The following is a 20,719-nucleotide window of genomic DNA, read 5'->3' on the forward strand; positions in this document are numbered from 1 at the left end:
TTTGCACATATCAGCAAGTTTTATTCTACCCTAGGGGGTATCCAAAACAAGTCAGAGGTATTCATGAATCGGTCTCGCAGCCGGCACCGTGTTCTGAACAGCCGACGCGACATGACGGGCGACGTGTTGTACTGCGTATCGCCCCCCTGCCCGCCGGCCGGCGTGGATTGATAGCATGTTCACGATGGCCAATTTCACACCGCTTAGCGGCGCGATCGGTGGCGCGCTTATCGGCCTTGCTGCCGCGCTGCTATGGCTGGGCGTCGGCCGGATCGCGGGCGTATCCGGCCATCTTCACGGACTCATCGCTGCACCCGAGCGTCGCGGACGCGCCCTGCTATGGCTCGGCGGTCTAATCGCCGGCGCACTGCTGGTTGGCATTTTCGCGCCGGCTATCGTGCCCGTGCGCGAAGGCTTTTCGCCTGTGCGACTCGCCTTCGCCGGGCTGCTGGTGGGCTTCGGCACGCGACTCGGTTCGGGGTGTACGAGTGGTCACGGTGTGTGCGGCATCGGCCGCGGGTCGCCCCGCTCGCTGGCCGCCACGGTCGTATTCTTCGTGTTCGGCGTCATCACGGCGGTGATCTGTCGCCGTATGCTGGGTTAACAGGATGCGTCACGTCATTACACTGGCCAGCGGCGTGTTGTTCGGCGTGGGGCTTACGCTCTCCGGCATGGTCGATCCGACCAAGGTGCTGGCATTCCTCGACCCGCTCGGGCCCTGGGATCCGACGCTGGCTGTGGTGATGGCTTCCGCCTTGAGCGTGTTCGCTGCAGCGCACGCAATCGCACGGACCCGGGCTCGACCGCTTTGCGCCGAGCGCTTCCATGAACCGGCGCGCCTTGGCATCGATCGGCCTCTGCTTATCGGCGCGGCGCTGTTCGGGATCGGCTGGGGCATGGCGGGCTATTGTCCGGGCCCGGGGCTGGCGGCGCTGGTGTACAACGCTCACGAAGCGGTCGTGTTCCTGCCTGCGGTGCTACTCGGCTGTTGGCTGGCCGGACGCTATCGCGCGTAAGCGCGCATTCAACCGGCCTTTAGCCGTAGCGCGACAGCAGTTCGGTCGCGTATTTCAGGCGTGCGCGTGCGTCATCGCCGTCGAGATGGCTACAGGACAATTCACGTTCAATCACGCAGGAGAGCATGTTGTAGAAGGTACGATCCAACGCCTTGCGCGCAGCCGACATCTGGACCGCCACGTCTTCGCATTCGGCATCGCGCTCGATCATGGCCTGCAGATTAACGCCTCGCGAATGGCGTCGAGATCTTCGAAATTACCGGTCGGTTCGATGGTGAAGCGCCGCCCCGCCGTATCCACGGCGCCCCCGGGGCGGATAATATTCTGGTCGGCGAGCGTGGCAATCAGTTGTTGCGGGCTCAGGCCCATTTCGGCCAGCCGTGCATTGGTGGTCTCGACGTAGACACGCTCGGGCTGTACGCCGAGAATTTCGACCCGTTTGGTGTGCTTGACCGTATAAAGCTGGTCGCGAATATGCTGGGCCATGTCGTACATCTGCGACATGGAAAAGTCGTCAGCGGTCAGCGCGGCGGTGACCACGGCGACATCGCCGAAATCGTCGTTGACATAGGGCGTGCTCGCGCCCTCAGGCAAATCGTCGCGTACGCCGTCGATCTTGTGGCGCATTTCGTCCCAGATCTGGTCCAGGTTGAAATACTTGTCCTGAATCTCGACATGAATGATCGAGGTCCCCGGCATGGACGTACTACGAATCTGCTCGACCTCGGGAACCTGACGAATCGCCTCTTCCAGCGTTTTCGTGATCAGCAATTCGACCCGCTCGGCCGACAGCCCCTCGAAGTGGGTCGTAACCACGGCCTCACGGATCGTGATTTCCGGGTCTTCGCGGGTGGGCAGCGAAAAATAGCAAAGCACGCCCGCAATATTGGCCACGACGACCATCATGATCACGACAGGCCAATACCGAAACGCAAGCTGGCTGATATTCATCCGGCCACCCGGTTATTCGTTGAACTGGCGGGGGCCGACGCCGATCCGGGTCACCGACTGGCCATCGTGCAAAAAAGCCAATCCCTGGCTGGCGACGATCTCGCCGGGATCCAGCCCAGCGCTAATCAATGCCTTCTCACCGCTAATGTCGGCCACCTCGACGCTGCGTTGGACCAGGCGGTCGCTGTCGGGGTCGAATACATAGACGAAGGTGTCGTCATCAGCGCCCTGCGCGAATGCGGTGACCGGTATTTCGATACGCGCCGGCTGTGCCAACTCGCCGTTGCTCAGGCGCAGCGTGACCTCGGCAGTCATGCCCGCACGGGCCGCGTCGACCGGCTTGGCGATCACCAGGGTCACCGGATAGGCATTGCGATCACCCGCATCGGTGGCCACCTCGCTGATACGCGCCATCATCGGCGCCTTCGGCGCAGCTGCGAGCGTGACCGCATGCATCGCATCGCGATCGAGCACGCCGACCAGCGTTTCCGGCGCAGATACGACCACTTCCATGCCATCGTCGCGGCTCTGGATTTCGAGTACCGTTTCTCCTGCCTGTACGCGCTGGGCCGGCTCCACAAGCCGGCGCGCTACGCTGCCGTCGTAGGGGGCAATCAGGCGTGTGTCGGCGAGATCCTTGGCAGCAATATCGACCCGGGCCCGGGCCGTATCGACCCGGCTGCGATCGCTGGCAAGCGTGGCCGCATCGTTATCGTACTCGGCTTGCGAAATGGCATCGGCCTTACGCAACGACTTGGAACGCGCGAAGCGTGTCGACGACAACTCGCGGGCAGCGCGTGCCTCGGCAAGCTCTGCCTTGCGCTGCTCGAGTGTCAACGCATAGCTACGATCGTCGAGTGTGGCCAGCACATCGCCGCGCGCGAATACATCGCCCGTGTCCACATTGATTCGCGCGACACGCCCCGGCACATCGAAGCCCACCGGCGCGCGCTCGGGCGTCTGCAGTACGCCGGCAATCGAGCGCGTTTGGCCGGAGCTGGCCACCTGGGCCACGGCCCAGGCAATCGGCTTGGGCGGTGTGGGTTGCGGTGGCTGTTCGCTGGTGCAGGCAGATAGCGAAACGCAGGCGCCAAGCGCGATCAGCACACCCCGCCAGCGCGTTCGACGGTGCCGACTCATGACGGTTCTGTTGGCGCCGCCGGCGACCGTGTTTTCGCGTGGTCTGCCCTGCTCGGCGGCAGAACCGAAACACCCCCTAAGCCTGTGCGCCGACATCCTTTTCCCTCGATGTGTTGTCGTTGTTTTGTGCAAGCCACAGGCCGGCTATTGCGCAATCGCGAATACAATGCAGACCAAAGCTACTGGCATCTTGCGCGAAAACTATAATTCAGAAAGCCATCTTTTCACGACTCCAGCCGCCAGCGTGTGGTCGATCGCGCGCTAGTCGTTCGTCTGCGGTGGCGCTTCTTTCTCCCCGTTCTCGCCGCTGTCCTTCGGCTTTTCGTTCGTGGCATCGGCCGCCTGCGCGTTGGCGTCTTCCCCGCCCGACGGGCCAGTCTCGGGCGGCGTCTGACTGGCCACTGCCGTACAGTTTTCATGCACGCTGTCGTCGACCTCCACCGTCAGCCGATCGCCATCGCGGCTGAGTCGATTACCGTGCTCGCCTACGAACTTGTCCTTGCGACCAGCGGCCGGCATGACCAGGCGCCGGTTCCCCAGGCGTACGACCGCCCGCTTTGGCTCAAACGCCGCGGCCAGATGAAAACCATCGTCACAGCGATACTGTTCGAAGCTCAGCTCGGCATCCGTCGAACTGGGCACGAGTTCGAGCCGAACTTCAGATTCGTTTTTCAGCGGATTGATCGGTCGTGGTTTTTCCGACTTCCAAAGCACGTTACCGTCGGCCGCGAGAATCTCACCGCGCAGGCCGTAATCGCCGTCGGGATCGATCAGATCGCGCTCGATCTCCACATTGAAGGCAATCGATTTTCGGTCCAGATCGTGCAACGTGCGCTCGGCCACGATACGTTTGCTCGCACCGTCCTCGCCCTGCTCGACCATGCTGATGCGCGCGCTGGCATCGCCCGGCAGCGCCTGGCTACCGGCGAGCTCGACCGTGCCCGCCACGGTGACAACCTCGGGTTCATCAGTGCCGCAGCCGGCGACCAGCAGAATCGCCAACATGCCCAGGCAACACCGGGCCCACGCCTGGCCAAAGTATCTATGCAACATTAGGTTCTCTTCTCAATCGATTGATAACGCGAGAATTTGACTCACTTGGCATAACGGGCGTTCCGACGCCTGTTGCCAGCGATCAAAGACTGTCTGAATTTCGCTAAGCGCGGCACGGCTGGTAGCACGGCCGGTATAGGCGTCCCAATACGCCAACGCACGCAGGACCCAGTCGGTGAGCAGGAAGGTATCCTTGCCGCACATACGCAGGAATGCGGGTGCCGAATTGCCGCCGAGTTGGGTGAACCGCTGACGTAGCGTTTGCCACAGTTCCACGGTTTCGTCTTCGTCCCAGTCCGCCAGCCACACGCCGAAACTGCCGAATTCGTCGATGATCTTTTGCATGGCGATCGCGTTATCGCGGACCGCGAAGATCTTCTTGCGATGACGAATGAGGGTTTCATCGCGGGTTAACCGCTGTAATTGGGTATCGTCCATCGCCGCAACGCGGGCGGGGTCGAAATCGTCGAATGCGATCTCGAACGCTGGCCAGCGCGCATCCACGAGCCGATGCGTCAAACCGGCACGAAAAATACGGCGGTTCATTACGGACAGATAGCGATCATCGCCGATCATGGCCAGCGATTCCGGCGGCTCGGGGCGAATCAGGCGCGATTCGAGTGCATCGGCGCCACCCACGCGTTCGCGGGCTCGTTGCTCTATAACCGAGAATTCGGTCATGGGAATACAATCAGGTCGATAATTCGGCCAAGTTTAACCCAGACGCAGCGTAATCACGCTAACCTTCGGTATTGAAAGATTTCGCACTGGCGATTCGAGGGCTTAGCCGCGTCGTATAAGTACGGGCCGGCACGGCGCGCGTCGGGCGCTAGATCTTCGCTGCGCCAAAAAAAACGGGGGCCAACAGCCCCCGTCGATTCGACTTGAAGTGATTTCTAGCTGAGATGGTGTACCGACTGCTGCCCGTACACCGGCGTATTCAGCCCTTCCATGCGCGCCTTGAGCTGCAAGGCGAGAAAGTGCGAATAAAACCTTGACTGGGCTAGGTTACCTCCATGAAACCATAGTGCTTCTTGCTGGGTTGGCTTCCACATGTTGCGTTGTTCGCCTTCCCACGGGCCCGGGTCCTTGGGCGTATCCGAACCCAGCCCCCAGACCTTGCCGACCTTGTCGGCAACCGCCTGGGAGATCAGATCGGCAGCCCAGCCGTTCATCGACCCGTAGCCGGTGGCATAGATGACGACATCGGCGGGAATGTCGCGCCCGTCTTCGAGTTCAACGCTGTTTTTGGTCAGGCGGGCCACTTCGGCCCCGCTTTCGAGCTTGATACGGCCGTCGATGATCATTTGCGATGCGCCCACGTCAATGTAGTAACCCGAGGCTCGACGCAGGTATTTCATGAACAGGCCCGAGTCGTCCGGGCCGAAATCGAGCATGAAACCGGCCTTTTCGAGTTTTGCATAGAAATCGGCATCCACCCGGCGGATCTCGTCGAACAGCGGTTTCTGGAAGTCCGCCAGCAGCGCGTAGGGAATGGAGGCAAACAGCATGTCCGCTTTTTCGGTGGTTATGCCGTTGGCGAGCGCCTCCTCCGAATACAGCGGCCCCAGGGCATATTTCATCAGCGATTCGGACCGGGAAATATGGGTCGACGAACGCTGGATCATGGTCACGTCGACACCGTTTTCCGCCAGCGCGGCACAGATGTCGTGGGCAGAGTTGTTCGAGCCGATCACCGCGACTTTCTTGCCCTCCATGCCGTCCGGACCGGGATGCTCGGATGAATGCTGCTGAATGCCTTCGAAGCGCTCCTGTCCTTCGATCGTGGGGACATTGGGCTTGGCCGACATCCCGGTGGCCAGCACCAAGTGGCGCGGTTCGAGGGTGATCTGTTCGCCGTCGCGATCGACCACCACGGTCCAGCGGCCTGTGGATTCGTCGTAGCTGGCCTGGCGCGCCTCGGTCGCCCCCCAGTAGTTGAGCTCCATGACCTTGGCATACATTTCCAGCCAGTCACCGATCTTGTCCTTCGGCGCGAACACCGGCCAGTTGCGTGGGAATTTGATGTAGGGCAGATGGTCGTACCAGACCGGATCATGCAGACACAGCGACTTGTAGCGCTTGCGCCATGAATCCCCGGGGCGTTCGTTCTTCTCGATAATCAGTGCGGGCACGCCGAGTTGGCGCAAACGCGCGCCCAGGGCGATGCCACCCTGCCCGCCGCCGATGATCAGCACGTAGGGCTGCGTATCGATGCCCAGCGATGCCAACTCCTGCTCGCGCTCTTCCTTCCAGGTGGGTTTGCCCTGGTCATCGCCATGCTTGGCTCCGAGTGGGCGGCTGTCGCCCATCGGCTCCTCGTAGCCTTTGAGTTCGGTCATGGTGGTCAGCAACGTCCAGATATGCCCGTCCTTGATGCGCATGAACCCGGAGCCGCGGGCAACGGCCGTTTCGAATACGATCCACGCTTCGATCACGCCGTCGTCGGTCTGGGTCACGACTTCGCGTTCATCGAGCGACCAGTCGTGCGGCTGGGCCTGGTCCAGACAGCTTTCGAGCATGTCTCGAATGCCGGACTTGCCCTCGGCCGTCTTGATATTCCAGGTAAACGTAAGCATGTCGCGCCAGTAGCATTCGCTGGCGAACAACGCCAGCACGGCGTCGATATCGTGCTGGATGAGCGCTTCGTCAAGACGATTGAGTACGGTATTGGCCTCGGCGGCCACGGTGGTATCGAGCATATAGCTCCTCCTTATCTATCGCGATATATGGGCTGTCGTGCCCTTGTTGTGATTTTTTGTCGCCTGGCTAGAGCGAAAAACCGCCATCCACAGCGATCGCCTGACCGGTTACGTGTTCGGCGCTGGCCAGATAGACGGCCATTTGCCCCATGTCTTCGGGCGTTTGTGCCACGCCCTGTGGCAGCAGGGTTTTCTGGTGGCGCTCCCAGGACTGCTCTTCGCTTTCACCGGGCTGGCGCCAGCGCCCGGACAGCCCCTCTTCGCCGCGCCACATGCCGGTACCGACAATGCCGGGACACAGGGCATTCACGGTGATGCCCTCGGCGGCGACCTCCTTGGCCACCGCGTTCGTGAACCCGATCACCGCGAATTTGGATGCCGAATAATGAGACAGATCGGGAAACCCGACCTTGCCGGCGATAGAGGCCATATTGATGATGCGTCCGAAGCGGCGCGGGCGCATGACGGCCAATTCGGCCTGGGTCGACAGAAACACGCCCCGGGCGTTGACAGCCATGATCTGATCCCAGTCTTCGACATCGAGCTCGGCGATGCCCTTGATGCTGATCACGCCGGCGTTGTTGACCGCGATGTCGATATCGCCGAGCGCCTGTTCGGCCGTGGCGACCATCGCACCCACCGAGTCGACATCGCGTACATCCACGCCGATCGCGGTACTACGCCGTCCGGCGCGCTTTACCAGATCGGCAGTCTCCTGGGCGATTGCGACATCGACATCGGCGACGGCAACATCCGCCCCGGCCTGCGCGAAGGCCAGTGCCACGGCCTGGCCAATGCCACGCCCGCCGCCCGTGATCAGGGCGACACGGTTTTCAAACTGCATGTGTTCTCCTTTCACGTTGTGGTTATCGCCGTTCGTAGGACGGCTTCAATACGGGCAGGAGCAAAACCTGTGCCGGTTACGCAAGCCGTTGTTTCAACGGGCTTATGCCGTATTTCCGCAGGGAGATGACACAGTCCATGCAACGCTTGGCGCCACAGGTGTGGCAATGCGGCGGTGTGCGGCCGAGCGAGGCCGGGTTGTGTCGGCGCTAGCGCGCCGCGCGCAAGCGCTTGAGGCGGCGATGCACGGTCGAACGATCGACACCCAGACGCCGGGCCAACTCGGATACGTTGCCGTCGCACTCGGCAAGCTGGGCCTGGATATCCGGCGTAGCGCCGGGCCGGATAATCGCTTCGGGCAGATGGCGTGTTGCAATCACCCCATCGTCGGTGAGCGCCGATGCCACCTCGAGCGCATTGCGCAGTTCGCGCAGGTTGCCCGGCCAGTCATAGCGCGCCAGCCGCCGCGCCGCATCGGGCGTCAGCCGATAGCACTCGCCGTAGCACGCACCGATCTCGCCGAGCATGTGGGCGAGCAAGGCATCGAAATCCTGGCGCTCTCGCAGTGCAGGTAATGACAATGTTGCCGCATTCAAGCGGTAATACAGATCCTCGCGAAAGCGCCCCGCCTCGACCAGATCGCGCAGGCTCTGATGGGTGGCCGAAACCACACGCAGCTTGACCGGGCGCGGTTCGACGCCGCCCACCGGTACGACCTCGTTTTCCGACAGCACGCGCAGCAGCCGGGTTTGCAGGGCCAGCGGCATATCGCCGATTTCGTCCAGAAACAGCGTGCCACCCTGGGCGGATTCGATCAGCCCGGTACGACCCTTGCGCGCGGCGCCGGTAAAAGCGTTGGCGACATAGCCGAATAGCTCGGACTCGATCAGGTGTTCCGGAATGGCCGCACAGTTGACCGCCACAAACCGACCGCCGTCGTTGTATTCGTCATGAATGGCCCGCGCCAGTATTTCCTTGCCACTGCCGGTTTCGCCCTGAATGAGCATGGGAATGCCCCGCGCCGCCAGCTTGGTCGCACTACGGGCGAGTGTTTGCATGGCCGGATCACCATGATGCATCGCTGCCAATGCGTTGGGCGATGTCGAACGGGGCGCGAGCGTTTTCGGCGCCGGGCGTCGGGCGGGTGATATCGCGCTGGCGAATAACAAGGGCTCGCCGTTGGCATGCAGCAGACGTTCACCCGCCGGCTGGCCCCGCATGAAGGCGGGCAGATCGTCGATCTCGATATCGAACAGCCGGGAAATCGGCATGCCGATGAGTGCCTGCGGCGTATCGATGGCAAATCCGAGCGAACGCGCCAATGCGTCCAGCCCGCTCGGCGTCAATCCGGTAATGCGCCCCGCGCCGTCGAGCGACAACGCGGCATCGGGGGCGGTATCGAGAAAATCCGGCGTACGGGCCAGGCGCAATACCCAATCGTCGCCGGTACGCGCGACCAGATTCGCCATCTCGATACGGCGTGCGGTGGCCTTGGCCAGGTGCAGGGCCAGGCGTTGGCTGGTCTTGGCCACGGGCGAGCTCAACTGCGACATGTCCAGTACCGCCGCCAGCCCGCCATGCGTATTGAAAATCGGCGCCGCGGTGCAGGTCAGGCGCGTATGCGTACTGTCGAAATGATCGTCCTGATGGATGACCACCGGTTCGCGGCTGACCAGACAGGCGCCCACCGCACAGGTGCCGGCGCGGGATTCCGACCATTCGGCGCCGAGATAGAGCCCGGCCTGACGCAACTCGTCGTCGAGGCGCGGATTGCCCAGATAATCGACGGCGACGCCGCGTGCATCGGACAACAACAGCACGTAGTCGTCGGCCGCGATCTGATCGTAGAGCGCGGCCAGGCCGGCGCGGCTGATACGGATCAGCGACTCGGCCTGTTCCTGGTGCTCGCGCAGTATGGCCTGCGGCACGATATAAGCGTCCTGGGCCTCGGCGGGATCGAGCTTGTAATCGTTCACGCAGCGCAGCCAGGATTGCACCACCGACGTGTCGCGCCCGCTATGTTCGCCGGCAGCGACGCGTTCGATCTCCTTGACGTGCGATTCTGTTGAAATCATGCCGCACTCTCCTGTTGCCTGCGACCGTGACACAGCGCTCGGCGACGGACAATCGTCCAAACGGCGCAAGGACGGCGTTCGCCATGGTGATCCCGGTTACCGATACAGGGTGGCTATAATCGGGCAGCGATGTCGTATCGATCAACTCGGTGAATAATATGGATTACCCGCGCCTGTTCGAGCCACTGGATCTGGGCTTCACCCAGCTCAAGAATCGTGTGCTGATGGGCTCCATGCATACCGGCATGGAAGATTTTTTCTGGCATTACGACGAATTGGCCGCCTATTTCGCCGAACGCGCGGCCGGTGGCGTGGGCTTGATCGTCACCGGCGGTATCGCCCCGAACGTGGCGGGCTGGGTATCGCCGATGGCAGGGCAGATGTCGCATCGCCTGCACGTGTGGCCGCACCGCAAGATCACACGCGCCGTCCATGCCGAAGGCGGCAAGATCTGCATGCAGATTCTGCATGCCGGCCGTTATGGCTATCACCCGTTCATTGTCTCCGCCTCGGATCGCAAATCGCCGATCACGCCCTACAAACCGCGGCGCCTGACCACCCAGGGCGTGAAAAACACCATCCGCGACTATATTCGTTGTGCCGAGCTTGCGCGCGAGGCCGGCTACGACGGCGTGGAGGTGATGGGCTCGGAAGGCTATCTAATTAACCAGTTTCTCGTGGAACGTGTGAACGATCGCGATGACGAATACGGCGGCAGCGTCGAGAATCGTCAACGGATCGCGGTGGAAATCGTCGAGGGTATTCGCAAGGCCGTCGGCCCGGATTTCATCCTGATCTATCGCCTGTCCATGCTGGATCTGGTCGAAAATGGCCAGCGTTGGGAGGAAATCGTGCGGCTGGCCAAGGCGGTGGAAGCCGCAGGGGCCACAATCATCAATACCGGCATTGGCTGGCACGAAGCCCGTATTCCCACCATCGTCACGCGTGTACCGCGGGCGGCCTTCGCCTGGGTGACGAAAGAACTCAAGGGCGAAGTCGCCCTGCCCCTGTGTACGACCAACCGTATCAACATGCCGGACGTGGCCGAATCGCTGCTGGCCGACGGCACGGCGGACATGGTGTCGATGGCCCGCCCGTTCCTGGCCGACCCGGAATTCGTCAACAAGGCGGCCAGCGCACGCGTCGACGAAATCAATACCTGTATCGCCTGCAACCAGGCCTGTCTCGATCATACGTTCCAGTGGAAGCGTGCGAGTTGTCTGGTCAATCCGCGTGCCGGGCACGAAACCAAGCTCAATTTTCCGCCGGCGAAAAAATCGCGCGATATCGCCGTGATCGGCGCCGGGCCTGCCGGCCTGGAAGCGGCAACTCGGCTATCGGAACGTGGCCATCGCGTGACGCTGTTCGATAGCGCCAGCGAAATCGGCGGCCAGTTCAATATGGCCAAACGTATCCCGGGCAAGGAAGAATTCCACGAAACCCTGCGCTACTACGCGCGCAAGCTGGAATTGCTCGACGTGGATGTGCGGCTGAACACGCTCGTGGACGCCGACGATCTGGTCGCGATGGGTTTCGACGACATCGTGATCGCCACAGGCGTCAACCCACGCACCCCGGCAATCGAAGGAATCGACCACCCCAGCGTGGCGTCGTATATCGACATCATTAACGGCCGCGTGGAGGCCGGGCGCCGTGTGGCCGTCATCGGCGCGGGCGGTATCGGCTTCGACGTGAGCGAATTTCTCACCCATACCCGGCCGTCGCCGGCCGAAGATGCACAGAAGTTCTTCGACGAATGGGGCGTGGATACCACCTTGAGCCATGAAGCCGGGCTGACCGAGCCCCACCCCGAGCCGTCGCCGCGCGAAGTGTGGTTGCTTCAGCGCACCGATGCCAAACCCGGCAAGGGGCTGGGCAAGACCAGCGGCTGGGCCCATCGCGCCTCGCTCAAGCACAAGGGCGTTCATATGATGGGCGGCGTGAGCTACGAACGCATCGACGACGCCGGCCTGCATATTCGCGTGAACGAGCAGACCCAGGTACTCGCGGTCGACACCATCGCGATCTGCGCCGGCCAGCAAACCCGGCGCGAACTGGCCGATACGCTGGGCGCACGTGGCATCAAGACGCATGTCATCGGCGGCGCGAAGCTCGCCGCTGAACTCGATGCCAAGCGTGCCATACGCGAAGCCGCCGAGCTGGCTGCGGGACTCTGACCTCGCGCTAAGCGCCGCGCCATAGCGGCGTGAAGGCGGCGTCAAAGCGGGTGATGCGGCCGCGTCCGCCCGCTTTGGCACGCTTGATGCTGTTTGGACTGGACCGCGCCCGGTCCGCGTGTCGCGCCTGCACGTGTTCTACGGCGTAGGCTGTCGAACGAGCGCACGGTGCGTTGCCAAGCTCGCGGCGTAACCCCTTACGGACAGGCGTGATGAATGAATTGAACAAGAGTCTGGGCATGTTCGGACTGATCGCCATGGGCGCAGCCGGCGTGCTCGGCACGAGCTGGATTTACACCAACGGCGAGTTCTTTGCTGCCTACGGCGCGGGCGGCGAGATATTCGGGCTGATCATCGGCGCGGTGCTGGCCGCCTGTGTCGCCTCGGCCTACGCCGAACTGGCTTCGCGCTACCCGCGCGCTGGCGGCGAGATTGTCTATGCCTTCGTCGCCTTTGGTCGGCCGACGGCGTTCGTCGCCGGCTGGCTGTTGATTGGCGCCTATATCAGCTCGCTGGCGTTTTACGTCGCCGCCGCCGGCGGTTTGCTCGCACGGGTCTTGCCCGCTATCGAAACCGGTGCGCTCTACGCGCTGGCCGGCGAAACGATATACGCCCCGGTTCTCGCCGTCGGTGCGGCACTCGCCGTCGCCGTATATGCAATCAATCGTGCCGGTTTGCGATTGGGTAGCAGTGTGCAGATTCTGTTGTTCGTGGCCATGCTGTTGATCGGCCTTGGCTTGACGGTCGCTGGTTTCGGCCATGGGCAGGTCGAGAATTTCTGGCCGGCCTATGCCGCCGACGGTGCGCCGATCGCGGATACGCTGCGGTTCGTATTACCGGCACTGACGTTTCTGACCGGATTCTCTCTGATCGGCATGCTCGCTGAAGACGCCCATCTGTCACCGCGACGTATCGGCGTTGCCGTCGTCACCACGGTCGTGCTTGCCGGCGCTTTCTATGTCGTGGTGCTGACCGCCTCGGCGTGGATCATTCCCTGGCAGCGCACGGCGACGCTCGAACAAGGCACGATCGACGCCTATCGTATGGCCGGTTTTCCGCTTCTGTCCTGGGGCGCCTATGCCATCGCACTGCTCGGGTTGCTGACAAGCTTTATCGCCCTGTTCGTGGCCAGTTCGCGGGTGATGCTTGCCCTCGCCCGGGCCGGCATCTTTCCGCCTGTCTTTGCCCGGGTCGACGTGAAACGCGGCACGCCCGACGCGGCGCTGCTGTTTACGCTGGTACTCGTGCTGGCGCTCGGCTGGCTGGGCGAAGCGGCCCTGACCTGGTTTCTCGATACCGGCGGCATTTATATCGGGCTCGCCTGGCTGCTCGCCGTGGCGAGCCTCTATCGCATCCGTAGCCAGAGCCCGCATACGAAAGTTCCTTATCGGGTGCGCTGGCTGTTCCTGCCGGCAATCGGTGCCCTGGCCGCTACGGCGATCATCATTGCGACCTTACTGCCGGGCACCGGTATGTCGCTGATATGGCCGCACGAGTATCTCATTCTCCTCGCCTGGCTCGTGCTGGGCGGGCTCATCTATAGGCTCGCGCCGCGTGCTATGCGCCATGAAGAGGCCCTGCATGCGTTGGTCGGCGAGACGCCACCCGCTGAACATTCACGCGAAACCGACAAAGCGCGCGACCGATGATTCAACGCCCGATTCCCATTACCGAAGCGATCGATACCGACCATGTTCGCCATCTGCCGATCGTCGACAATGGCGAGATATTGGTCCCCGCCAGCCTTGCGCCGGAGCGGGTGCTCGTTCGTCCGCGCTATCACCTCGAAGGGCTGCCGGGCGCGCTACCGGAATGCTTCGTTCGGGAAAGCGTGCTTGAGCGACTGCTCAGCGCAGCCGCGAATTTGCCGCACGGCCACCGTCTGGTGCTCTTCGATGCATGGCGTCCGCTTGCGCTGCAGCGCTGGTTGTTCGAGCGCTTTGCTTGTGAACTCGAACAAGGCGGCGAGCTCGAGCACATCGATGAATTCGTCTCGCGGCCGATGCCCGATCTCGAACACAGCCCGCCGTATCATCTGACCGGTGGCGCGGTGGATCTGTCGATTGCCGGTCCAAACGGGCGTCTGCTGGATATGGGCAGCGATTTCGATGCCATGACCGATGCTTCACATACAGCCTGGTTCGAACAGGCCACGGTCGACGACGAGCATGCCGCGCGCTGGCGCGACAACCGCCGGATGCTTTATCACGCAATGCTCGGTGCCGGTTTCGTCAACATCCCCAGCGAATGGTGGCACTACAGCTACGGCGATCAGCTATGGGCTGCCTTTCAGGACCAGCCGCATGCGATCTATGGCGCAACCGAGCCGGCCTTTCGCTGGGGCGAGTTACCCTGATCCGAGGTTATACAGCGCCAAGGCTGGCGGTGATTCAGCGCGCGTATTCGCAGATGACGTCCACGAATTCATGGCCGTAGGCATCGCGTTTCTTCTCGCCGATACCGGGAACATTTTCGAGTTCGGCGGTGGTCGTCGGCCGTCGTGCCAGCATTTCCCGCAGCGTCGCGTCGTGAAAGATCACATAGGGCGGCACGTCCTGCTCCTTGGCCAGACGCAGACGCAGCTCACGCAGGGCTTCCCAGAGCGGTTCGTCCTCCATGTCGATCGGCGGTAGTTCCTTTTTCAGCCGACTGCGCGTACGGCTACGCTTGCCGCTACGATCGACCCGCAGCTCGAGCGTTTCTTCGCCCTTGAGCAGCGGTTTGCAATTGCCCCCCAGACCGAGCCCGCCATAGGCCGGATCGACGCGTACATGACCAAGGGCGATGAGTTGCCGAATGATCGAGCGCCACTGCTTGGTTTCGACCTCCGCACCCACGCCAAAGGTCGACAGCTTGTCGTGGCCGAGTTCGACCGCGCGATCGCTGGCCGCGCCGCGCAGATGATCGATCACATACCCGGTGCCAAAGCGCTGGCCGGTACGATAGATCGCCGATAGCGCCATACGTGCCAGACGGGTGGCATCGTAGGTCTGTGGTGGGTTCAGGCAGGTATCGCAGTTGCCGCAGGGCTGTTCGCGCTGTTCGCCGAAATAGCCAAGCAGGTTTACCCGGCGGCAGCTGGCGAGCTCGCAGTAGGCCAGCATGGCATCGAGCTTGGCCCGCTCGACGCGCTTGCGTTCTTCCGGTGCATTGCCCTGCTCGATCATGCGCGAGCGCTGCACCGTGTCGTTGAGGCCGTAGAGCATCCAGGCCGTGGCCGGTGCGCCGTCGCGTCCGGCACGCCCGGTTTCCTGATAATAGGCTTCCACACTGGCCGGCAGATCAATATGCGCGACAAAGCGCACGTCGGGCTTGTCGATGCCCATGCCAAACGCCACCGTCGCGCACACAATCACGCCCTCTTCGCGCAGAAACCGGGCCTGATGGGTCTGGCGAAGCTGGGCAGGCAGGCCGGCGTGATAGGCCAGCGCGGTTTTGCCCCGGCCATTGAGCCATTCCGCGGTTTCTTCGGTCTTGCGCCGCGACAGGCAATAGACGATGCCGGCCTCGCCGTCGTGCTCGCGTTCGATGAAATCCAGCAATTGCTGTTTGGCGCTACCGCGTTCGGCCACCCGGTACTGGATATTGGGCCGGTCGAAGCTGTGCAGGAAAACCTGGGCATGCTCGAGGCGCAGACGTTCGATGATCTCCGCCCGGGTGGGCAGATCGGCGGTCGCGGTCAGTGCAATCCGCGGTATCGCGGGAAACCGGTCCGCGAGCGCGGCCAGCTGTCGATACTCGGGGCGAAAATCGTGGCCCCATTGGGATACGCAATGGGCCTCGTCGATCGCCAACAGCGAGATTCGACAGTCGGCCACGAGATCGAGCATGCGCGGTTGCATGAGCCGCTCGGGCGCAACATAGACCAGATCGATGCTGTTTGCGCGCATGGCCTGTTCGATGGCCTGCTGCTCGGCAAATTCCAGCGTGGAATTCAGATAGGCCGCGCGTACGCCCAGTTGTTCGAGGGCGGCGACCTGATCGGCCATGAGCGCGATCAGCGGCGATACGACGATCGCCACGCCATCGCGCACCAGCGCCGGAATCTGATAGCACAGCGACTTGCCGCCGCCGGTGGGCATGAGTACGAGCGCATCCTCGCCCTTGCAGACCGCGTCGATGATCTCGGCCTGACGACCGCGAAAGCCGTCGTAACCGAAAACCGACTGCAGTACGCCCTGCGGTGTTGCCTCGCGGGCGCCCACGGTTAACGCATCAGCAGTGCGGCCGCCGACGGCGCGAGCGGAATCACGTAGAACAGCACCGCAAAGAAGTGAAAGACGCTGCCGCCGATCACGAACAGATGCCAGATCGCGTGGTTGTACGGCATCCGGTCCCAGGCATAGAACAGCACGCCGACCGTATAGGAAATACCGCCGGCCAGCAGCAGCCAGACCCCGCCCATGGCCACGTTCTCGATCACCGGGCCGATGACCAGTACCACCGTCCAGCCCATCGCTACATAAAACGCGGTGGACAGATATTTCACGTCGTTCAGACGCGTGAGCTTGATCACCACCCCGCCGATCGCCAGCGACCAGATCAAAAAGAACAGCGTCCACCCCCAGAGCCCGCGCAGGTTCACCAATGTGAACGGCGTATAGGTGCCCGCAATGAGAATATAAATGGCCAGGTGATCGAACACCTTGAGCACATTTTTCGCGCGCGGCGGATGGACGGCGTGATACAGCGTCGACGACAGATGACTAAGAATCAGCGCAACGCCGAAGATGGTCACGCTGACCACGTGCCAGACGTCGCCCTCGAGCGCCGCATACACGACCAGCACCACCAGCCCGGCGATGGATAGCGCCGTGCCGATGCCGGATGTGATGGCGTTGGCTATTTCTTCGCCGAGCGTATAGCCGGCACTATTGACCCGACGAGGAATCGGGGAATCGATGGTCGCGTTCATGGCGCGCATTCTGCCACGCCCGTATGCGATTTGCCGCACCCAAAACACGCTCGCGCCCGGCAGCGGCCTGCTGGAACGCCCGGCGGTAATCGCGGTCGCCCAGGGTAAAACGCTCCAAACGCGAGATAGCCACCCGGCCATACACAAAAAAAGGCGCCCGAAGGCGCCTTTTTCGTGGCCCGCGGCCAGGAGTGTGGGTCGCGGATTACTGATTGGCCGCGCGTGCCATCGGCGGCTGCTCGATATTGTCCGAGACTTCATCCTTGTAATAGTCCTCGGCCGAGAACGTATCCACCTGGATGGCTTCGTAGCGCGCGGCCTCGGCCTTGCGAATCTGGGCCGCCTCGTCCTGTGTGATCACCCCGGCCTCGACAGCCGGATCGATGGCCTCGGCCAGATCCGCGGCCTTGATCTGCTTTTTATGCAGGGCCTTGCGAACCTTCATCGTCGGCTGCTGTGCAGCACTGACCAGACGCCACGCATTGAGCAGACGCCCCATGCCGGGTTCGTCGTCGCGCGGCGTGCCCATACCGCCGGCCACGCGCTGGTACTGCTCGCCCGGCGCCTGGATACTGGCGGCCACGGCCCGGTCCATCGAGTCGCGCGGGCCGGTCGACAGCGGGTTGATCTTGAGCCAGAAGCGACCCGGGTAGCGCAGAATCCAGCCCAGTACCGGCACATCGAAATTGGCGTAGATGCCTTCGAAGGCCAGCTGCACCTGCTGCAGGCTGTAACGCAGCGCCCAGTGCACGATCGGCAGATCTTCCTTGCGGCTGCCCTCGGCCTGGAAGCGACGCAGCGTGGTCACGCCAAACAGCATCCACGACAGCGCATCGGAGAAGCGCCCGGAAATCTTGCCGCGCTGCTTGAGTTTGCCGCCGATCAAAAACATCGCCAGATCGGTCAGGAAAGCGAACCGGCTCGACGCCCAGCCCAGCTTGCGGAAGTACTGCGCGGTTTCGTCGTTGACTGGCGTGCGTACGGTCCAGCCACGGGTGATGCCGCGCACGATACCGCGGAAGAAATTCTTAACCGAATGGCCCGTCCAGCCGAGGATCGCCTTGCGGAATGCGGGTACGTCATCGGCCTGTACCGCATTGAGCGTATCCAGGGCGAAGGGATGGCAGCGCACCGCACCCTGCCCGAAGATCATGAGCGTACGGGTGAGAATATTCGCGCCTTCGACGGTGATACTCACCGGGGCACTGGTATAGCCGCCACCGAGAATATTGTTCGGGCCCTGCATGACCCCCGCGCCGGCCATGACGTCCATGCCGTCGGTTACCAGCTGCTGGCCGATCTCGGTGGTCTGTTGCTTGAGAATGGCCGAAATCACCGGCGGGTGGTTCCCGTTGTCGACGCCCGCGCATACATACACACGCGCCGATTCCAGCGTATAGGTGAGTGCGGCGATACGTGCGATCTTGGCTTCCACGCCTTCCATGAGGCCGATCGGAATACCGAACTGCTCGCGCACGATGCTATAGGGGCCGACCGCGGCTGCGCTGCTCTTGGCCAGGGCCACGCCACTGGCCGGCAGCGATACCGCGCGCCCGCCGCCGAGCTGTTCCATGAGCATGCGCCAGCCCTGGCCCGCACCGTCGACACCACCAATGATGTTTTCTACCGGCGCGACCACGTCGGTGCCGTAGATCGGGCCATTGTCGAAGGCACCAATCGGCAGATGGTGATCGCCCAGCTCCAGTCCGTCCATGCCTTTTTCGAGCATGACCACGGTAATCCCCGGAAACTCGCCCTTGCCGAGCAGGTTGTCCGGATCGTGCAACGAACAGGCCAGGCTGACGATATTGGCGATCGGCGCCAGGGTGATATAGCGCTTGGAGAAATTCAGTCGAATCTTGTTCTGACCGTCGTCGTCCTTGAAGACCACGCCCTCGGCCTTGATCGAGGCGGCATCGGAGCCAGCCGTGGGCTCGGTCAGGCCGAAACACGGCACGTACTCGCCGCTGGCCAGCCCGGGCAGGTATTTATCCTTTTGTTCCTGGGTGCCGTACTCGAGCAGCAGCTCGGCCGCGCCCAGGGTGTTGGGAATGACAATCAGCGTACCGACCGGGCCCAGCCCCGAGGTCTTGGTCATGACCGCGCTACGGGCGAGTACGGAGAACCCCGAGCCGCCGTACTCCTTCGGAATGATCATTCCGAAAAAGCCCTTGTCGCGCAGGAACTGCCAGATATCGTCGGGAATACGGCGCGTCTCGCGCAGCTTCCAGCCATCGACGCGGTGCAGCAGTTCTTCGACCGGGCCGTCCAGAAACGCCTGCTCTTCCTCGGACAAGCCGGGGTAGGCTTCCTTCATGATCGCCTGGAAATCCGGATTACCGCTAAAGAACTCCCCGTCGATCCAGACCGATCCGGCTTCGAGCGCGTGCCGCTCGGTATCCGAAATTTTCGGTAGCAGTTTGGCGTCGTTGATCTTTTTAAGAAGTGTGGCAAACATGGCATCTCCGTGGCTCGATGCATTGAATGGCAACACGCTGGGCGCTCGTCGACGAGCACTCGCCGCGCGGTATTGAAACGACTATACCCCCGGTCGCTGCGGCGCACAAAGATAATTTCTATTACCTTGCGGTTTTCAGGAAATACCCGAAATCCCGAATTACTGACCAACAATTTCAATTGTCCGCAATTATTTCAGGCACTTGTCCAAACTTGGGCGCATTCGAAGAGCTTGCTACAGTCGCTGTTCACCTGACGTGTAACACCCATTACCGTGATCGATCGATATCCGCGAACCACCCACGAGCGAGAACGCACCCTGGCCCGCCTGGATCCGGCGACCCGCACACGTATCGAGGCGGCCGCGCTCGACCTGTTCTCAGAGCGCGAGTTTCATCGGGTCAAGCTCATCAACATCGCCCGCGAAGCCCGTATCAGCCTGCAGACGCTGTACAAGTATTACGGCAGCAAGGAGGCGGTACTCTTTGCCAGCCTGGACACGTGGCTGGGCGACCTGGCCACCCGCATGATCGATCATCTGCAGGGCATCGAGAACTTCGAGGACCGGCTACGCAAGGTCTTCTGGGTGCTGTTCGACTATTTCGAACGTAATCCCAAAGTCGCCCAGATCATTCTCAGTTCGGTGTACCTGAGCACATGGCGCGACGACGACACGTTCCGCCAGCCCGCGCTGATGTCGGTTTTCCTGGGGGTGATCAACGACGGTCGCGAACGCGGCGTGCTCACCAATGAAGTCGACGAGATCGAGATTTCGGATTTCATCTGGGGGGTGGCCAATCGCATGGTCGCGATGTGGCTTTTGCGTGGTCGCAAGAAGCCGCTCGCCGAAAAGGCACCGGCCATGTTCAACATGGTCTGGCGCGCGATCGCCAGCGAAGCCGTGCTGGCCGAGCAGCTCAGCGAACGCTACGCGCAGAGCGCGCAACCCAGCGAAAAAGCCAGCGTCGCTGGCTGACCCGCTTCGCCCGGCCGACCGCTGGTCGGGCGCCACGCGCCTTACATGGTATAGCTGGTCCGCCGGTTTTCGAGCATGCCGGCCAGCAGCGTTTCCAGGCGTTGTTGCGTCGCGCCGTTATCCTGGGCCGCGAACTGCACACCAATGCCCGCCGGGCGTCCGGTACCGCTGTTTCGCGGCGTCACCCACACCACCTTGCCGGCGACCGGCAGGCGCTCGTTCTGCTCGACCAGATGCATGAGCAAGAACACATCGGCGCCCATATCGTAATAGGCGTTGGTCAGATACTGCTGTTTGACGAACAGCCCGCCATTGGTGATGAACGGCATATACGCCGCGCACAGCTCGGCGCGATCAGTGATATCCAACCGCACGATTCCGGACTGGGTGGCGAGATTCTGCTCGGGCATTGAA

At 62.3% G+C, this 20,719-nt stretch carries 18 protein-coding genes; 6 read left to right on the forward strand and 12 right to left on the reverse strand.

The features are described from left to right. The first annotated feature begins 166 nt into the window (after positions 1-166). Entirely contained in the window at positions 167-604 is a 438-nt protein-coding gene (locus T5B8_RS09975; protein ID WP_502950727.1) for a YeeE/YedE family protein, read from the forward strand. Positions 605-608: 4 nt separating this feature from the next. Continuing rightward, complete coding sequence (locus T5B8_RS09980) at positions 609-1,016, forward strand: DUF6691 family protein (protein ID WP_353178372.1); 408 nt, start codon at positions 609-611, stop codon at positions 1,014-1,016. Positions 1,017-1,035: 19 nt separating this feature from the next. Here T5B8_RS09980 and T5B8_RS09985 read toward each other — a convergent pair whose 3' ends face one another. The 8 genes from T5B8_RS09985 to T5B8_RS10020 form a co-directional block, all read right to left on the reverse strand. Further along, positions 1,036-1,227 carry a metal-sensing transcriptional repressor gene (locus T5B8_RS09985; RefSeq protein WP_353178373.1) on the reverse strand — a complete coding sequence of 64 codons (192 nt, stop codon included), beginning with the start codon at positions 1,225-1,227 and terminating at the stop codon, positions 1,036-1,038. Then, entirely contained in the window at positions 1,224-1,922 is a 699-nt protein-coding gene (locus tag T5B8_RS09990; protein ID WP_353178450.1) for an efflux RND transporter permease subunit, read from the reverse strand. Before T5B8_RS09990 ends, T5B8_RS09985 begins: the two co-directional genes overlap by 4 nt. A 57-nt stretch (positions 1,923-1,979) precedes the next feature. Continuing rightward, a complete protein-coding gene (locus T5B8_RS09995; protein WP_353178375.1) occupies positions 1,980-3,107 on the reverse strand; it encodes an efflux RND transporter periplasmic adaptor subunit in 1,128 nt (375 codons plus the stop codon). Between the two features lie 261 nt (positions 3,108-3,368). Next, a complete protein-coding gene (locus tag T5B8_RS10000) occupies positions 3,369-4,160 on the reverse strand; it encodes a YbaY family lipoprotein (RefSeq protein WP_353178377.1) in 792 nt (263 codons plus the stop codon). A gap of 12 nt (positions 4,161-4,172) precedes the next feature. Further along, positions 4,173-4,841, reverse strand: coding sequence for a DNA-3-methyladenine glycosylase I (locus T5B8_RS10005; RefSeq protein ID WP_353178378.1), 669 nt, complete (start codon positions 4,839-4,841; stop codon positions 4,173-4,175). Between the two features lie 215 nt (positions 4,842-5,056). After that, positions 5,057-6,862: an NAD(P)-binding domain-containing protein gene (locus T5B8_RS10010; protein WP_353178380.1), complete on the reverse strand. Its 1,806-nt coding sequence runs from the start codon at positions 6,860-6,862 to the stop codon at positions 5,057-5,059. Positions 6,863-6,929: 67 nt separating this feature from the next. Beyond that, a complete protein-coding gene (locus tag T5B8_RS10015; RefSeq protein WP_353178382.1) occupies positions 6,930-7,706 on the reverse strand; it encodes an SDR family NAD(P)-dependent oxidoreductase in 777 nt (258 codons plus the stop codon). Between the two features lie 208 nt (positions 7,707-7,914). Then, entirely contained in the window at positions 7,915-9,780 is a 1,866-nt protein-coding gene (locus T5B8_RS10020; protein WP_353178383.1) for a sigma-54-dependent Fis family transcriptional regulator, read from the reverse strand. 158 nt (positions 9,781-9,938) lie between these two features. Between T5B8_RS10020 and T5B8_RS10025 the strand changes: the two genes are divergently transcribed. The 3 genes from T5B8_RS10025 (at position 9,939) to T5B8_RS10035 (ending at position 14,313) form a co-directional block, all read left to right on the forward strand. Next, a complete protein-coding gene (locus T5B8_RS10025; RefSeq protein ID WP_353178452.1) occupies positions 9,939-11,957 on the forward strand; it encodes an oxidoreductase in 2,019 nt (672 codons plus the stop codon). 212 nt (positions 11,958-12,169) lie between these two features. Continuing rightward, positions 12,170-13,606, forward strand: a complete 1,437-nt coding sequence (locus tag T5B8_RS10030) for an APC family permease (protein WP_353178384.1) — start codon at positions 12,170-12,172, stop codon at positions 13,604-13,606. Further along, positions 13,603-14,313 carry a M15 family metallopeptidase gene (locus T5B8_RS10035; protein WP_353178386.1) on the forward strand — a complete coding sequence of 237 codons (711 nt, stop codon included), beginning with the start codon at positions 13,603-13,605 and terminating at the stop codon, positions 14,311-14,313. Before T5B8_RS10030 ends, T5B8_RS10035 begins: the two co-directional genes overlap by 4 nt. A 34-nt stretch (positions 14,314-14,347) precedes the next feature. Here T5B8_RS10035 and recQ read toward each other — a convergent pair whose 3' ends face one another. The 3 genes from recQ to T5B8_RS10050 form a co-directional block, all read right to left on the reverse strand. Continuing rightward, complete coding sequence (gene recQ, locus T5B8_RS10040) at positions 14,348-16,162, reverse strand: DNA helicase RecQ (RefSeq protein ID WP_353178388.1); 1,815 nt, start codon at positions 16,160-16,162, stop codon at positions 14,348-14,350. 2 nt (positions 16,163-16,164) lie between these two features. Then, a complete protein-coding gene (gene trhA / locus T5B8_RS10045) occupies positions 16,165-16,872 on the reverse strand; it encodes a PAQR family membrane homeostasis protein TrhA (protein WP_353178390.1) in 708 nt (235 codons plus the stop codon). A 205-nt stretch (positions 16,873-17,077) separates the two neighbouring features. Beyond that, positions 17,078-19,330 (reverse strand): acyl-CoA dehydrogenase, encoded by a 2,253-nt coding sequence (locus T5B8_RS10050; RefSeq protein ID WP_353178392.1) that lies wholly within the window; start codon positions 19,328-19,330, stop codon positions 17,078-17,080. A gap of 273 nt (positions 19,331-19,603) precedes the next feature. On the opposite strand from T5B8_RS10050, the gene T5B8_RS10055 reads away from it, so the two are divergent. Beyond that, on the forward strand, positions 19,604-20,305 hold the full coding sequence (locus T5B8_RS10055; protein ID WP_353178393.1) for a TetR/AcrR family transcriptional regulator: 702 nt from the start codon (positions 19,604-19,606) through the stop codon (positions 20,303-20,305). A 41-nt stretch (positions 20,306-20,346) separates the two neighbouring features. Here the strand turns inward: T5B8_RS10055 and T5B8_RS10060 are convergent, their stop codons facing one another. Further along, positions 20,347-20,715 (reverse strand): PilZ domain-containing protein, encoded by a 369-nt coding sequence (locus tag T5B8_RS10060; RefSeq protein ID WP_353178394.1) that lies wholly within the window; start codon positions 20,713-20,715, stop codon positions 20,347-20,349. Positions 20,716-20,719: the final 4 nt, after the last annotated feature.

Origin of the sequence: Salinisphaera sp. T5B8, from assembly GCF_040361255.1 — a bacterium.
Lineage (GTDB): Bacteria > Pseudomonadota > Gammaproteobacteria > Nevskiales > Salinisphaeraceae > Salinisphaera.